The following is a 15,765-nucleotide window of genomic DNA, read 5'->3' on the forward strand; positions in this document are numbered from 1 at the left end:
TCACTCCCTTATGGTAATGCCACCCGGTGAGTTGGCGAGATTGGTTTTAAATCGTAAGCACGACCGTTTTCATTGAAATACTTTTCGTATGATTTCTCGTACTCAGAACTCACTTGCTGACGTAATTTACGTTGCTGTTCTCGGTTTTCAGGACGAATATCAGGAATAGCTGATATTAAGCGTTTCGTATAAATATGTTGTGGATTATTATAAATTTCTGTACTAGTCGCTTCTTCGACAATGCGCCCGCGATACATTACACCGATGCGGTCACACATATGGCGAATTACTCCTAAATCGTGACTTATGAATAGGTACGTTAATCCAAGTTCAGATTGTAAATCTTGTAAGAAGTTTAAAACTTGCGCTTGTACCGACACGTCAAGTGCAGATACTGGTTCATCCGCGATAATAAGCTTTGGTTTTAATGTAAGAGCGCGTGCAATACCAATCCGCTGTCTTTGTCCACCGGAAAATTCATGTGGATATTTATAAATAGACTCTGGATTTAACCCAACTTTATCAAGGTATTCTTGAACTGCTCGACGCTCTTCATCGGGTGAGAGCTTTTCAAAATTCCGAAGTGGTTCGGCAATAATATCGATAACACGTTTTTTGGGATTTAATGATGAATACGGATCTTGGAAAATCATTTGGATATCTTTTCGTTGTTCTCTTAACTCAGAGCGACTTAATTTCGTTAAATCCCTATTATTAAAATGAATGCTACCGCCTGTAGCTTTCGTTAAGTGCATAATTGCTTTACCCGTTGTTGATTTACCGCTACCTGACTCACCAACGATTCCATACGTTTCACCAGGCTGCAATTCAAAACTTACGCCATCAACTGCTCGTACGTAATCTAATGTACGTCCGAAGAAACCACCTTTAATTGGAAAATGTACTTTTAAATCTTCTACTTTAAGCAGTGCCATGAGTTACGTCATCTCCTTTCTTATGTTGGAATTTGAAGTGCTTATAGCAAGTACAACGTACCCAATGGTCTGGTTTTACTTCATGTAAAACAGGATTTTCCTCATGCTGATCTGGTCTAACCCACGGGATTCGGGCTTGGAATCGGCATCCAGTGCGAGGAAGCTTCGCTAACGAAGGAACCACGCCTTGAATTACATGCAATTTTTCTTTTTCAGCATATGCAGATGGAATTGAGTTTAATAGAGAACGAGTATATGGGTGAAGCGGGTTATTAAAAATCTCTTCTACTGTTCCTGTTTCTACAACTTGTCCTGCATACATAACGACAATACGATCAGCTGTTTCGGCAACAACGCTTAAATCATGTGTAATTAAAATGATGCCCATTTTCGTTTGTTCTTGAATAGATTTTAGTAAGTCTAAAATTTGTGCTTGGATGGTTACGTCAAGAGCCGTTGTTGGCTCATCCGCAATAATGAGTGCTGGGTTACAAGCAATCGCAATAGCGATAACAATTCTTTGTCTCATTCCGCCAGATAATTCGTGAGGGTATTGTTTATATGTAAGTTCTGGTTTTGGAATACCAACATGATGGAGTAGTTCTAAGGTGCGTTCTTTCTTTTCTGCTTTCGAAAGGTTTGTGTGGTAGTCTAAGTTTTCTTCGATTTGTTTTCCAACTGTCATAAGAGGATCGAGTGCTGTAAGAGGTTCCTGGAAAATCATACCGATGTTTGATCCGCGTACTTTATTCATTTCTGCGGTCGACATAGTAAGTAAATCCTTATCCCTATAGTAAAGTTGCCCTTGTAATTTTGTATTTGCTTCATTATGCAGTCGCATAATGGAAAGGGCAAGTGCACTTTTTCCGCAACCTGATTCACCAACTATCGCGACAATTTCATTTTCATGGACAGTTAACGAAATGTTATCAACTGCTGCATGATATTGATCTTGTATACGAAAGGAAGTCTGTAAGTTTTCAATGCGAAGAAGTGGATTCTTCATGGCTATCCCTCCATCTTTTCTGAAAAAACTAAATATTTAGTATGTTGTTGCTATTTCAATATAAAATGACAATGTTTGACAAGAGTAAATATTCAAAAATCTTTTTATATAGAGATGAGACGCAGTAATATAAGGATAAAAACCTTTTTAAAACGCTAACAATTATGGATTGGATTGATAAATTATTTGTAATAAAAAAGTACTATATGTAGAAAAAAGAGAGGTGTTCTGGAAAGAACTGTCTCTCTTTTTTTTGTAAGTATAATATTAGTGTTTAAGCTTGTTTTTGTTTTGCAGATCCTGTATTTAAAGTAAGAGCAAGGAAGAACATTGCAAGCACACAAGAAGCAAGGAGCAAAATGAATCCGCCGTCCCATCCGAATCCATCTACAATAAAGCCCATGGCTGCGCTAGCAAAAGTAGCTCCACCTAGGTAACCGAAGAACCCAGTTAAACCAGCGGCAGTTCCAGCAGCTTTTTTTGGTGCTAAGTCTAGCGCGTGTAGACCGATTAACATAACAGGTCCGTAAATTAAAAATCCAATGGAAACAAGTGCGATACTATCAATGATTGGGTGACCAGCGGGATTTAGCCAGTAAACGAGAACGGCAATGAATACACCGACCATAAATAAAATACCAGCAGGTGCGCGGCGCCCTTTAAATAGTTTATCACTCATCCATCCGCAAAGAAGTGTACCTGGAATACCAGCCCATTCGTATAGAGCATAAGCTGTACGTGAGCTACTATGAGTAAAGCTTTTTTCTTCTACTAAATAAGTAGGAGCCCAGTCTACAACGCCGTAACGAACGAAATAAACAAAAACGTTAGCGATAGCGATGTACCATAAAAACTTATTGTTTAATATGTATGTAAATAAAATTTCCTTTACCGAAAGCTCGCGTTCACGGTCCGCTACTTTTTCATCTGATGGATATTCCCCAGTGTGTTCTTCAATAGAAGGTAATCCGCAAGATTGAGGTGTATCTCTCATCGTAATTAATACATAAATACCCACTAAAATTGAAAGAATACCTGGGAAGTAAAATATACTTTTCCAGTCATTTGCAAAGAAATATAAGCCTAATGTAACGAGAGAAGGCATAAGCGCGCCGCCGACATTATGAGCGACGTTCCAAATAGACATTTTTGTACCACGTTCACTAACGGAGAACCAGTGAACCATCGTACGGCCACAAGGAGGCCATCCCATACCTTGTACCCATCCATTTAAAAACTGAAGTACAAACATAAGTATAATGCTCGTTGTAATGAAAGAAAATGAGCCGAAAATAATATTAATGATACCTGATAAAAATAGCCCAGCTGCTAAAAAGTAGCGAGGATTACAACGATCGGATACGATACCCATAAGAAATTTACTTAATCCGTAAGCGATAGATACTGCTGAAAGGATAACCCCAAGTTCCCCTTTACTAAAGCCTTGTTCGATTAAGTATGGCATTGCGAGTGAAAAGTTTTTTCGAACAAAGTAGTAACCCGCATAACCGATGAAGATACCTAAGAATACTTGTAAACGCAATTTACGGTATTCGCTATCAGTGCGATCAGCTGGTAAGCGTTCTGCGTGGGGCGCAGGTTTAAATAATTGTGTGAAAAACATAAAATGAAAATCCTCCCCTAATTAATTCGGAGCGTTTTAAGACAGAGAGAACACAAAAAGGCTATGAAATATAAAAAAGTTCCCTTTTTTATGATTCATAGCCGTATACTCCGATTCTCCGTGACTGTCAATATTAACTTCGACGAAAATTATACAACTTTGTGACAGAAATGTAAACGTTTTTATAAAGAAAGTTGTTGACGTATTTTGTTTGTGGGATTAATATTTAAATACGTTAAATATTTTATTGCTTAAATAAGAGGTGGATAACATGCCAAATGATATGACTCATATTGATAAGATTCAAGCTCTTACATTCGCTATAGGAAAGAAAATGCAAACAGAGCTATTAGAACAAATGCAAGCATCAGGACTTACACCACCGCAGTTTTATATTTTAAAGATTTTAGATCATTACGGAGCTTCAAGAGCGACACAATTGGCGGAGAAAATGTACGTGAAACCGAGCGCGATTACAGTAATGATTGATCGTTTAATTGATCATGGGTTAGTAGAGCGCTATCACGACGATAATGATCGCCGCGTTGTTATCATTGAGCTAACGAAAAAGGGGAAAGCTACAGTAGAAGAAGCGATGGCGGCTCGTAATGAGCATATTGCAAAATACTTCTCACACTTAGAATTACAAGAGAGGGAAGATTTGTTACGCCTCTTTGAAAAGCTAGAAACAATTATTTGCGGGACACAAGAGAAAAAAGAGAAAAACTAAGAGGAATTGAGGAGATTACATGGAGCAACAAGAAAATCAGAATAGAAAGTTGTTGTTAATCGGTTTAGTAATCGCGATGCTATTTGCTGCATTGGACGGAACAATCGTTGGTACAGCAATGCCGCGTATCGTCGGTGAACTAGGTGGATTAAGTTTAATGACATGGTTAACAACAGCTTACATGTTAACATCAACAACGGTTGTACCGATTGCAGGTAAATTAGCGGATTTACTTGGGCGTCGTAACGTATATATAGCAGGATTAATTATCTTTATGGCTGGTTCAGCGTTATGTGGTATGGCAAACGGTATGACAGAATTAATTATTTTCCGTGGTATTCAAGGTCTTGGTGGCGGTATTATGATGCCAATGGCTATGATTATTATTGGAGATATGTTCACGGGAAAAGAACGTGCTAAATGGCAAGGTATTTTTGGAGCTCTATATGGTCTTGCCTCTGTAATTGGACCACAAGTTGGTGGTTGGATTGTAGACGCAGTGGACTGGAGATGGGTATTCTATATTAACTTACCAGTTGGTATTTTAGCGACAATCTTTATTGCAATGGGATTAAAAGCACATAAACAAACAGGACCAATTAAAATTGATATCGCTGGAATCTTCACGATGATTCTCGGTGTTGTAAGTTTATTACTTGCGTTAACGTTTGGTGGAAAAGATTATGCATGGGGTTCTTGGCAAATTATCGGGTTATTTGCACTAGCTGCCATTGGTATTGTTAGCTTTGTTATTGTTGAAACGAAGGCTGAAGAACCAATTTTACCGATGCACTTCTTTAAAAACCGCACATTTACACTACTGAATGCGATCGGTTTCTTTATGAGTATCGGAATGTTTGGAGCAATTATGTTCGTACCGTTCTTTATGCAAGGAATTGTAGGCGTAAGTGCTGCTGAATCAGGAACGATTATGACACCGATGATGATCACAATGATCGTTATGAGTATTATCGGTGGTCAACTTGTATTAAAAGTTGGTGTGAAACCACAAATTATTACAGGGATGCTTATTATGGCTAGTGGTTTCTGGTTATTAACAACGATGGATATGCACACAACTAAGCTTACCGCTACTTCTTATATGATGATTATCGGTTTAGGAATGGGTCTTGTTATGCCGATATTAACATTAGCATTACAAGAAAGCTTCCCGAAAAAAGATCTTGGTGTTGTAACATCATCAAGTCAATTCTTCCGTCAAATCGGTGGAACGTTTGGGATTACAATTTTAGGATCAATTATGAATAACACTTCAGGTACAACGTTAACAAATAAATTAGTACCTGTATTAGATACATTCCCAAAAGAAGCGGGACAAATGGTAACAAAATTGAAAGATATGATTCATACAGATCCACAGAGTTTATATTCTATGCTCTTTAGTCCAGAGGCATTAAAACAAATGCCAGAAGCATTTTCTAACAGTATCGTACCGGTTTTGAAAAGTTCTTTGGTGGATTCGCTTCATACTGTATTTTTAACAGGATTAGTATTTATCGTAGTAGGTGCAATCTTTACGATTTTCTTACAGAAGATTAAACTATCTGATCGTAAAAAAGCTGCAGAAGAGCCTGCTGTAGAAGAGAAAGAACAAACTGTATCATATTCATAATGAAAAAGCATCGCCTTATGGCGGTGCTTTTTTTGAGTATAACCTTAAAAGCTTTTTAGTGAGAAATGATTGACGTATTTTCATAAATGCGTTATATTATTTTCTGTAAACGGTTACATGAAATGAGGAGAAAAGAGAATGAGTACGATTAAAGACGTTGCAAAATTAGCAGGGGTATCTGTTGCGACCGTTTCCAGAGTGTTAAATAAAAATGGATATGTTCATGAGGATACATTAAAAAAAGTAGAGCGAGCAATTGAAATGCTAGATTATAAGCCTAGTACAGTAGCACGATCTTTATACAATAAAAAATCTCGTTTAATTGGCTTAGTTGTTCCAAATATCGTGAATCCATTCTTTCCAGAAGTTGCACGTGCCGTAGAAGATGTAGCACATAAGCAAGGTTACACAGTTGTCCTTTGTAACTCTGATGAAAATTTAGAAAAAGAGAAACAATACATTGATGTGCTTAGACAAAATAATGTGGATGGGTTTATTGTGGCAACGAATCCACAAAATAGTGTTAATTACATGAATTTGTCTATTCCAGTTGTTGCGATTGACCGTATGTTTAATGAGCGCATTCCTACTGTATATGCAGATAACTATGCAGGGAGTCAGGCGGCGACAAAGTTATTAATAGACAAAGGGTGTAAACATATTGCACATATTCGTGGACCTCGTGATGTGAGTACAGCCAATGAACGTTTTGAAGGTTTTGTAGATGTTATTACGCAAAATAATCTTTCTTATATGATTGCAGAGAGTACATTCGATCCAGCTAATAGTGAACAGGTCGCGGTGGAATTATTAGAAGAATATCCGCATATTGATGGAATTGTTGCTGGGAATGATTTAATTGCAATCGGCGTTGTAAAGGCTGCACTTCAAAAGGGAATTTCTATTCCAGACGATTTACAAATTATCGGATTCGATGGAATTTCTTTAACAGAAATGATGTATCCATCTATTACAACTGTTGCACAGCCAATTTATGAAATGGGGAAAATTGCAACAGAATTGCTTTTAGAGCAGATGGAAGGAAATCCATTAGAAGAGAAACACTATCGTTTACCGATTGAAATTATAGAACGAAATACAACGAAGTAAGGAGATGAGACAGATGCCAAATATTGCAGTAGTAGGTAGTATTTCAATGGACTTAGTGGCTGTTTCAAAAATACGGCCGAAAGCAGGAGAAACAGTAATTGGTGAAGCGTTTCATACGATCCCAGGAGGAAAAGGGGCCAACCAAGCAGTTGCTGCAGCTAGATTAGGAGCAAATGTAGCGATGGTTGGTGCAGTAGGAAATGATGATTACGGAACAGTAGTTAGAAAAAATTTGGAGAACGAACGCGTTTTTATCGACTATGTGGTACCGGTTACAGATAGAACGACAGGAATTGCTCATATCATTTTAGCAGAAGAGGACAACAGTATTGTTGTCGTACAAGGAGCAAATGCTCTTGTAAATGAGTCGATTGTAGATCGTTCAAAAGACCTTCTTGTAAAAGCAGATATGGTTGTTCTTCAACTAGAGATTCCGCTTGAAACAGTAAAATACGTTCTGGCTATTTGTGAGGAACATAAAATTCCAGTTATGTTGAATCCGGCTCCAGCACAATTTTTATCAGAAGATATTTTAGAAAAAGCGACTTATATTACGCCGAATGAACATGAATGTCGCATCGTATTAAATGATTTCACATCACCAATTGAAGAGTTACTGGCTAAGTATCCAAACAAACTACTGATGACAGAAGGCTCTAATGGTGTTCGTTTCCATAACGGAACGGAAGTTGTTCAAGTTCCAAGTATTGCTGTAGATGTAGTAGATACGACTGGAGCTGGTGATACATTTAACGGCGCGCTAGCAGTTGCGCTTTCTGAAGGAGAAACACTTCAAAAGGCAATTCGTTTTGCAAATATTGCTGGTGGTCTTTCTGTAACGAAACTTGGGGCACAGGGCGGTATGCCAACGAGAGATAGAGTACGTGAAGTGCAGGTGATTGTCGGATGAAAAAGCACGGTGTATTAAATAGTGAAATTGCGGCGGTCCTTGCTTCACTTGGACATACAGATACGATTGTAATTGCTGATTGCGGGTTACCTATTCCTGATGGAGTAAAACGAATTGATTTAGCAGTTGAAATTGGAAAGCCTAGCTTTTTAGACGTATTACAAGTTGTTGCTGATGATATGGCAATTGAGAAAGTGACGTTAGCAGAAGAAGTCATTATGAATAATGCGGTGGTAAATAAAGAAGTTGAGATGCGTTTAATAGAGCCAGCATTTGAATATGTGTCTCATAAGGAATTTAAAGAGTATACAAAGAAAGCGAAGGCGATTATTCGTACAGGAGAAGCAACGCCTTATGCGAATGTTATTTTACATGCAGGCGTGATTTTTTAATAAAGGGATGTGATGAGAATGCATATTGAAATGAAGAACATTTCAAAAGCGTTCAGTGGTAATCCTGTTCTAAAAAACGCACAGTTTATGATTGAAACAGGAGAAGTCCATGCATTGATGGGGGAAAACGGAGCGGGGAAATCGACGCTCATGAAGATTCTAACAGGTGTATATAAAAAAGACAGTGGAGCAGTCACAATTGATGGACAAGAACGAACTTTTAAAAATGCGAAAGAAGCGGAAGAGTACGGTATTGCATTTATCCATCAAGAGTTGAACATATTACCGAATTTAACGGTAGCTGAAAATATGTTTCTTGGAAAAGAGTTAATGTATGGGAAAACGGGCATTTTACGTACGCGTCAAATGAATGCGATTGCCCAGCAGCAATTGGCAGATCTTGGTCTACAAGTGAAAGGCGCTATGCTAGCGGGTGAATTATCTGTTGGACAACAGCAAATTATTGAAATTGCTAAAGCATTAATGACAAAGGCGAGCGTTATTATTATGGATGAACCTACAGCGGCATTAACAGATCGCGAAATTGAAACTCTGTTTATTGTTATTAATAAATTACGTAAAGAGGGCGTTTCATTCGTTTATATTTCACACCGGATGGAAGAAATTTTTTCAATATGTGATGCTATTACGATTTTGCGTGATGGAGAATATGTAGGGAAAAGATTAATTCCGGAGACATCATTTGATGAAGTAGTTAGCATGATGGTGGGCCGTAGTATTGGTCAACGTTATCCAGAACGAAATAGTCAAATTGGCGAAGTGATTTTTGAAATGCGTAACGGAACGAAAAAGGGGAAATTTGAAAATGTTTCGTTTCAAGTTAGAAAAGGTGAAATCCTTGGTGTTGCGGGCTTGATGGGAGCTGGTCGCACGGATATTATGAAAGCAATATTTGGATATGAACCGCTTGATTCAGGACAAATTTTTATGAATGGACAAGAAGTAAAAATTGATAGTCCAATTGATGCGATTAGACAACGAATTGCCTTTATTACAGAGGATAGAAAATCTGAAGGGCTTGTGTTAGATTTTTCGATTCGTGAAAATTTAGCTTTACCAAATTTAGAAAGTCTTTCAAAGGGAAGCGTTGTTAATAAAGGTTTAGAACAGCAATTTACAGAGGATATGATGAAGCTTCTTAATGTGAAAGCAGCAAACGGAGAGCAAGCTGTAAAATCTCTTTCTGGTGGAAATCAGCAAAAGATTGTAATTGCAAAATGGTTAGGTATTCATCCGCAGTTACTCATTTTAGATGAACCAACGAGAGGTGTAGATGTTGGGGCAAAAAAAGAAATTTACTCTATTATGAATAAGCTTACCGAGCAAGGAGATTCCGTTATTATGGTATCGTCTGAGCTTCCAGAAGTTTTAGGAATGAGTGATCGTGTTCTCGTCATTCATGAGGGGAAAATCGGTGGTATTTTAGAGAAGGATCAGGCATCGCAAGAGTCTATTATGGCACTAGCTACAGGGGGAGAGTAAGATATGGCTAAGAAGGGGAATGTATTACAACAACTTGGTTCTTTAATTGGATTAGTATTAATTATCGTAGTAATTACAGCTTTAAATCCAGCATTTATTGAAATTCCAAATTTATTTAATATACTGCGCCAAGTATCGATTAATGCACTCATTGCATTTGGAATGACCTTCGTTATTTTAACAGGGGGTATTGACTTATCGGTAGGTTCTATTTTAGCATTATCAAGTGCACTTGTTGCCGGAATGATGGCAAGTGGCATGGATCCGTTCCTTGCAATGGTAGTTGGATTATTAGCAGGTCTTGCAATGGGAATTATAAACGGTATCATTATTGCGAAGGGAAAAGTAGCTCCGTTTATTGCAACTTTAGCAACAATGACTATTTTTCGCGGGTTGACGCTTGTTTATATGGACGGACGTCCGATCACTGGTCTTGGTGATCATTTAATGTTCCAAATGTTTGGCCGTGGTTATTTCCTTGGTATTCCTGTGCCAGCCGTTACAATGATGATCGCTTTTGCAGTACTGTACTTTATTTTAAAGAAAACAACGTTTGGTCGCCGTACGTTTGCGATTGGTGGAAATGAAGAAGCGGCAGCTTTATCTGGTATTAATGTTACGAGAATTAAAGTAATGATTTACGGTCTTTCCGGAATTTTGGCAGCGCTTGCAGGTATTGTCTTAACATCAAGATTAGATTCTGCACAGCCGACTGCTGGTACTTCTTACGAATTAGATGCAATTGCTGCAGTTGTGTTAGGAGGAACGAGTCTTTCAGGTGGAAGAGGATGGATTGTTGGTACATTCATCGGTGTGCTTATTATTGGTGTACTAAATAACGGTTTAAATTTATTAGGTGTATCTTCTTTCTTCCAACAAGTTGTAAAAGGACTTGTAATCTTACTAGCTGTACTAATTGATCGTCGAAAAGAAGCGTAATGGAGGGGCAATTCATGAAAAAATGGTTACTGATACTCGTTGCATGCATCATGGTAGTTACTGCTGGTTGTTCAATGGAACCACCAGATTGGGCAAAGGATTCTAGCGATAAAGGTCGAAATAAAACTATTAAAGTTGGATTTTCTGTTTCCACTTTAAATAATCCATTTTTCGTCACGTTGAAAAAAGGTGCAGAAAAGAAAGCAAAAGACAGTGGCATTGAACTAATTGCTGTTGATGCACAAAATGATGCAGCGAAGCAAACAAACGATGTTGAAGATTTAATTCAAAAAGGTGTCGATGTAGTTGTTATTAATCCAACTGACTCAGATGCCGTTGCTTCAGCGGTAAGTGCAGCTAATGCAGCCAATGTTCCTGTTATTACAGTAGACCGAGTTGCGAATTCAGGTAAAGTTGTTTCTCACATTGCTTCTAACAATGTCGAAGGTGGTCAAATGGCTAGTGATTACATTCGGGAATTAGTTGGTGAAGGAACAAATGTTGCTGAGTTAGAAGGAATCCCAGGATCATCTGCTGCTCGTGAGCGTGGGAAAGGATTCCATAACGTAGCTGATAAGTCTTTAAAAGTAGTAGCAAAACAAGCAGCTGATTTCGATCGTGCAAAAGGGTTATCCGTTATGGAAAATATTTTGCAAGCAAATAGCGATATAAAAGCAGTGTTTGCTCATAACGATGAAATGGCATTAGGCGCACTTGAGGCGTTGAAATCTGCTGGCAAAACGGACGTAGTCGTTGTTGGATTTGATGCAACGGACGATGCTGTAAAAGCGGTTAAAGATGGGCGCATGGCAGCAACAGTCGCTCAAAAACCGGAATTAATCGGAGAGAAGGCGATGGAAACAGCGAAAGAAATAACGCAAGGTAAAAAAGTGGACAAATTTGTTCCGATTGAATTAGAGCTTATTAAGAAAAAATAAATAAATATAAAATGAAAATTAGGAAGGAAGAATAACAAATGAAATTTTTTATTGATACAGCAAACATTAACGAAATTAAAGAGGCAAATGCATTAGGTGTAGTAGCTGGAGTAACGACAAATCCATCACTTGTAGCAAAAGAAGGCGTAGATTTCCATGAGCGTATTCGTGAAATTTGCAGCTTTATTGAAGGACCTGTAAGCGCAGAAGTAATTAGCTTAGAAGCTGATAAAATGATTGAAGAAGGAAAAGAGTTAGCAAAAATCGCTCCAAACGTTGTTGTAAAAGTTCCAATGACAACAGAAGGCTTAAAAGCAGTAAAAGCATTCTCAGATTTAGGAATTCGTACAAACGTTACATTAGTATTCTCTGCAGTGCAAGCATTACTTGCAGCTCGCGCTGGTGCGACATACGTTTCACCATTCTTAGGTCGCCTAGATGATATCGGTCATAACGGTATGGACTTAATCCGCCAAATCGCAGAAATCTTTGCAATTCACGGCATTGAAACAGAAATCATTGCAGCATCTGTACGTCACAGTGTTCACGTAACAGAAGCAGCATTAAACGGTTCACATATTGCAACAATCCCAGCAAACGTAATCGCTTCATTAGTGAAGCACCCATTAACAGATCAAGGAATTGAGAAATTCTTAGCTGATTGGGAAAAAACACAAGAGAAATAATACGAAATGGAGAACCCAAGTTTAATTAACTTGGGTTCTTTTTTTTGTTTGAAAGAATTTTCATGCAATTGTGCATATTGTCTTTTAAATTTTTAATATAAGCTATTTAATATATAACAAATCACTCTTTATTTTTCACATTTCGACATAAAAAGATAGAGGGTCTGACCAGAAAACTGGAGGGCATGATTCTATAACAGAAAGCTTATTGCTTATAGAATCATGTCTTTTATTATACAAGGGAGGATAGATTACGTGTTTTTATCTGAAGTTTAAGATTGATACAAGGGGATGATTAAAATGAGAAAAAAAGCGCCATTTAAAGTGTTGTCATCATTAACGATCGCGACATTCATCGGATGCTCAGCTGTAATGAGTGCTCCGTTAGCATACGCAGAAACGCCAGCAAAAGAAAGTGTGTCTACAACGCCAATTGATCATAACTTAATTCAAGAAGATCGTTTAGCGGAAGCGCTGAAAGAAAGAGGAACAATTAATCCAGCATCATCAAAAGAAGAGACAAAAAAGGCTGTAGAGCAATATATTGAAAAGAAACAAGGGGATCAGGCAAATAAAGAAATTCTTCCAGATGATGCTGCTCAAGAAGCATCTGATTTCGTGAAAAAGGTAAAAGAGAAAAAGATGGAAGAAAAGGAAAAAGTAAAGAAAGCTGAAAAAAATGTTAGCCCTGAGCAAAAGCCAGAGCCAAATAAAAAGCAATTAGATGGGAAAGTTCCAACTTCTAAGGCGAAACAAGCTCCATATAGTGGATCTGTTCGCAATGATAAAGTGTTAGTGTTACTCGTTGAATTTAGTGATTATAAACATAATAATATTGAACAAACACCAGGTTATATGTATTCGAAAGACTTTAGTAGAGAACATTATCAAAAGATGTTATTCGGTAAGGAACCTTACACATTATTTGATGGTTCGAAAGTAAAAACATTTAAACAATATTATGAAGAGCAGTCTGGCGGTAGTTATACGACAGACGGATATGTAACGGAGTGGCTAACTGTCCCAGGCAAAGCATCTGATTACGGAGCTGATGGTAGCAGTGGTCATGATAATAAAGGACCAAAAGGTGCACGTGATTTAGTGAAGGAAGCTTTACAAGCAGCTGCTGAGAAAGGGTTAGATTTATCTCAATTTGATCAATTCGATAGATATGATACAAATGGTGATGGGAATCAAAATGAATCTGACGGTGTAATTGATCATTTAATGGTAATCCATGCTGGTGTTGGTCAAGAAGCTGGTGGCGGTAAATTAGGTGATGATGCGATTTGGTCACATCGTTCAAAATTAGCAAGAGATCCAGTAGCGATTGAAGGTACAAAATCAAAGGTAGATTATTGGGATGGAAAAGTAGCAGCGCATGATTACACAATTGAACCAGAAGACGGTGCAGTAGGTGTGTTTGCACATGAATTTGGACATGACCTTGGTTTACCGGATGAATATGATACGAAGTATACTGGAACTGGATCACCAGTCGAAGCTTGGTCATTGATGAGTGGAGGTAGCTGGACAGGGAAAATCGCAGGAACAGAGCCAACTAGTTTTTCTCCACAAAATAAAGACTTTTTACAAAAGAATATGGGCGGCAACTGGGCGGAAATTTTAGAAGTAGATTACGATAAAATTAAGCGTGGTGTAGGAGTTCCTACATATATTGATCAAAGTGTTACAAAATCAAATCGTCCAGGTATAGTACGTGTCAATTTACCAGATAAGAGTATCGAAACAATTAAGCCTGGGTTTGGAAAACAGGCATACTATAGTACAAGAGGCGATGATATTCATACGAAATTAGAAACACCGTTCTTTGATTTAACGAAGGGAACAAATGCAAAGTTTGATTATAAGGCGAATTATGAATTAGAAGCTGAGTGTGATTTCATCGAAGTACATGTTGTAACTGAAGATGGAACAAAAACATTGATTGATAGATTAGGAGAAAAGATAGTACAAGATGATAAAGATACAACAGATGGGAAATGGATTGATAAATCATACGATTTAAGTCAGTTCAAAGGGAAGAAAGTTAAACTACAATTCGACTATATTACAGATCCAGCTTTAACATATAAAGGTTTTGCAATGGATAATGTAGATGTAACAGTTGATGGACAAGTAGTATTTTCAGATGATGCAGAAGGACAATCTAAAATGAAGTTAAATGGATTCGTTGTTTCTGATGGGACAGAAAAGAAACCCCATTATTATTATCTAGAGTGGAGAAACTATGCTGGGTCAGATAATGGATTAAAAGCGGGAAGAGGTCCGGTGTATAATACAGGTCTTGTCGTTTGGTATGCAGATGATAGCTTCAAAGATAACTGGGTTGGGGTGCATCCAGGTGAAGGATTCCTTGGTGTTGTTGACTCTCATCCAGAAGCGTTAGTTGGCAATCTAAACGGGAAACCAGCGTACGGTAATACTGGAATGCAAATTGCAGATGCTGCATTTTCATTTGATCAAACGCCAGCATGGAGTGCAAATTCATTAACACGTGGACAATTTAATTATACCGGATTACAAGGTGTTACAACATTTGATGATTCAAAAGTATACAGCAACAAACAAATTGCTGACGCAGGACGAAAAGTTCCAAACCTTGGGCTTAAATTCCAAGTTGTTGGACAAGCAGATGATAAGTCTGCAGGTGCTGTTTGGATTAGACGTTAATAAAATAAAAGCACATTCTTCATATGAAGAGTGTGCTTTTATATTTGTACATTAAGTTATTATTTTAGCTTGTGTAATACAACTGTTTATCTATATGTAGTGTATCAAATTATGTGGGGAAAGGAAATATTTCCGAGGAAATTGTCGAAGTATCGTTGGTATTTATAAACTTTCTTTTTAAAAGAAGAGATGTAGCATTGCTTTTACAGTGCAATTTATTTACATTGTTATTTGGCTATACACAAAAGTAATATATTAGGCGAAAAAAGAGCTCTATTGGATAGAGCTCCTTTTTAATGACAGAAAGGAGTGAGTTATAAATGAAAGAAACAATTGCATGTCCACAATGTGAAGAGAGTATTACTGCACAACATATTATCGATATCCCACATCCTTTTTCATTAAGGTGTCCGCATTGTAAGGTAAAGCTGAAAGAAATGAGGATAACACCATGTTTAATATTAGCGGCAATTTGTATTATCCCACTGTTTATTATTATTGGAGAGAGTATTAAAGAATTGCTAGGAAAACATTTTTCTATTGTAGATCATGTACCAACCGTACTTATTTTCTTCTTATTTTGTTATCCGTTGTATTATTTCTATGAAAAATATAATGCCATATTATTCATTAAGTATGGTTTGTTGAAAGTTAAAAGTTGAATT

The 15,765-nt window shown here is 37.5% G+C and carries 14 protein-coding genes; 11 read left to right on the top strand and 3 right to left on the bottom strand.

The window, feature by feature from the left end:
* Positions 1–8 precede the first annotated feature (8 nt).
* The 3 genes from MHI07_RS03235 to glpT form a co-directional block, all read right to left on the bottom strand.
* A complete protein-coding gene (locus tag MHI07_RS03235) occupies positions 9–935 on the bottom strand; it encodes an ABC transporter ATP-binding protein (RefSeq protein WP_088077495.1) in 927 nt (308 codons plus the stop codon).
* On the bottom strand, positions 922–1,941 hold the full coding sequence (locus MHI07_RS03240; RefSeq protein WP_340821919.1) for an ABC transporter ATP-binding protein: 1,020 nt from the start codon (positions 1,939–1,941) through the stop codon (positions 922–924). Before MHI07_RS03240 ends, MHI07_RS03235 begins: the two co-directional genes overlap by 14 nt.
* 274 nt (positions 1,942–2,215) lie before the next feature.
* Positions 2,216–3,565: a glycerol-3-phosphate transporter gene (gene glpT / locus MHI07_RS03245; RefSeq protein WP_215598105.1), complete on the bottom strand. Its 1,350-nt coding sequence runs from the start codon at positions 3,563–3,565 to the stop codon at positions 2,216–2,218.
* Positions 3,566–3,836: 271 nt separating this feature from the next.
* On the opposite strand from glpT, the gene MHI07_RS03250 reads away from it, so the two are divergent.
* The 11 genes from MHI07_RS03250 to MHI07_RS03300 all read left to right on the top strand — a co-directional run bounded on the left by MHI07_RS03250 (position 3,837) and on the right by MHI07_RS03300 (position 15,762).
* The gene (locus MHI07_RS03250) at positions 3,837–4,295 is read left to right on the top strand and encodes a MarR family winged helix-turn-helix transcriptional regulator (protein ID WP_002114114.1); all 459 of its coding nucleotides are present in this window, start codon (positions 3,837–3,839) and stop codon (positions 4,293–4,295) included.
* A 19-nt stretch (positions 4,296–4,314) separates the two neighbouring features.
* On the top strand, positions 4,315–5,928 hold the full coding sequence (locus tag MHI07_RS03255) for an MDR family MFS transporter (RefSeq protein ID WP_002114116.1): 1,614 nt from the start codon (positions 4,315–4,317) through the stop codon (positions 5,926–5,928).
* A 138-nt stretch (positions 5,929–6,066) separates the two neighbouring features.
* A complete protein-coding gene (gene rbsR / locus MHI07_RS03260) occupies positions 6,067–7,038 on the top strand; it encodes a ribose operon transcriptional repressor RbsR (protein WP_113937912.1) in 972 nt (323 codons plus the stop codon).
* 13 nt (positions 7,039–7,051) lie between these two features.
* Complete coding sequence (gene rbsK / locus MHI07_RS03265) at positions 7,052–7,948, top strand: ribokinase (RefSeq protein WP_002204438.1); 897 nt, start codon at positions 7,052–7,054, stop codon at positions 7,946–7,948.
* Positions 7,945–8,340, top strand: a complete 396-nt coding sequence (rbsD, locus tag MHI07_RS03270; protein ID WP_340821926.1) for a D-ribose pyranase — start codon at positions 7,945–7,947, stop codon at positions 8,338–8,340. Before rbsK ends, rbsD begins: the two co-directional genes overlap by 4 nt.
* An 18-nt stretch (positions 8,341–8,358) precedes the next feature.
* Positions 8,359–9,843, top strand: a complete 1,485-nt coding sequence (gene rbsA, locus MHI07_RS03275) for a ribose ABC transporter ATP-binding protein RbsA (protein WP_340821928.1) — start codon at positions 8,359–8,361, stop codon at positions 9,841–9,843.
* A 3-nt stretch (positions 9,844–9,846) separates the two neighbouring features.
* Positions 9,847–10,782, top strand: a complete 936-nt coding sequence (locus MHI07_RS03280) for an ABC transporter permease subunit (RefSeq protein WP_002114125.1) — start codon at positions 9,847–9,849, stop codon at positions 10,780–10,782.
* A 14-nt stretch (positions 10,783–10,796) separates the two neighbouring features.
* Positions 10,797–11,720, top strand: a complete 924-nt coding sequence (gene rbsB / locus MHI07_RS03285) for a ribose ABC transporter substrate-binding protein RbsB (RefSeq protein WP_002159286.1) — start codon at positions 10,797–10,799, stop codon at positions 11,718–11,720.
* Positions 11,721–11,758: 38 nt separating this feature from the next.
* Positions 11,759–12,406, top strand: coding sequence for a fructose-6-phosphate aldolase (gene fsa / locus MHI07_RS03290; RefSeq protein ID WP_000667669.1), 648 nt, complete (start codon positions 11,759–11,761; stop codon positions 12,404–12,406).
* Between the two features lie 300 nt (positions 12,407–12,706).
* Entirely contained in the window at positions 12,707–15,100 is a 2,394-nt protein-coding gene (gene inhA2, locus MHI07_RS03295; RefSeq protein ID WP_340821933.1) for a M6 family metalloprotease immune inhibitor InhA2, read from the top strand.
* Positions 15,101–15,420: 320 nt separating this feature from the next.
* On the top strand, positions 15,421–15,762 hold the full coding sequence (locus MHI07_RS03300; protein WP_002159284.1) for a hypothetical protein: 342 nt from the start codon (positions 15,421–15,423) through the stop codon (positions 15,760–15,762).
* Positions 15,763–15,765 lie beyond the last annotated feature (3 nt).

It is taken from the genome of Bacillus sp. FSL H8-0545 (assembly GCF_038006105.1).
In the GTDB taxonomy this organism is placed as follows: Bacteria; Bacillota; Bacilli; order Bacillales; family Bacillaceae_G; genus Bacillus_A; species Bacillus_A cereus_U.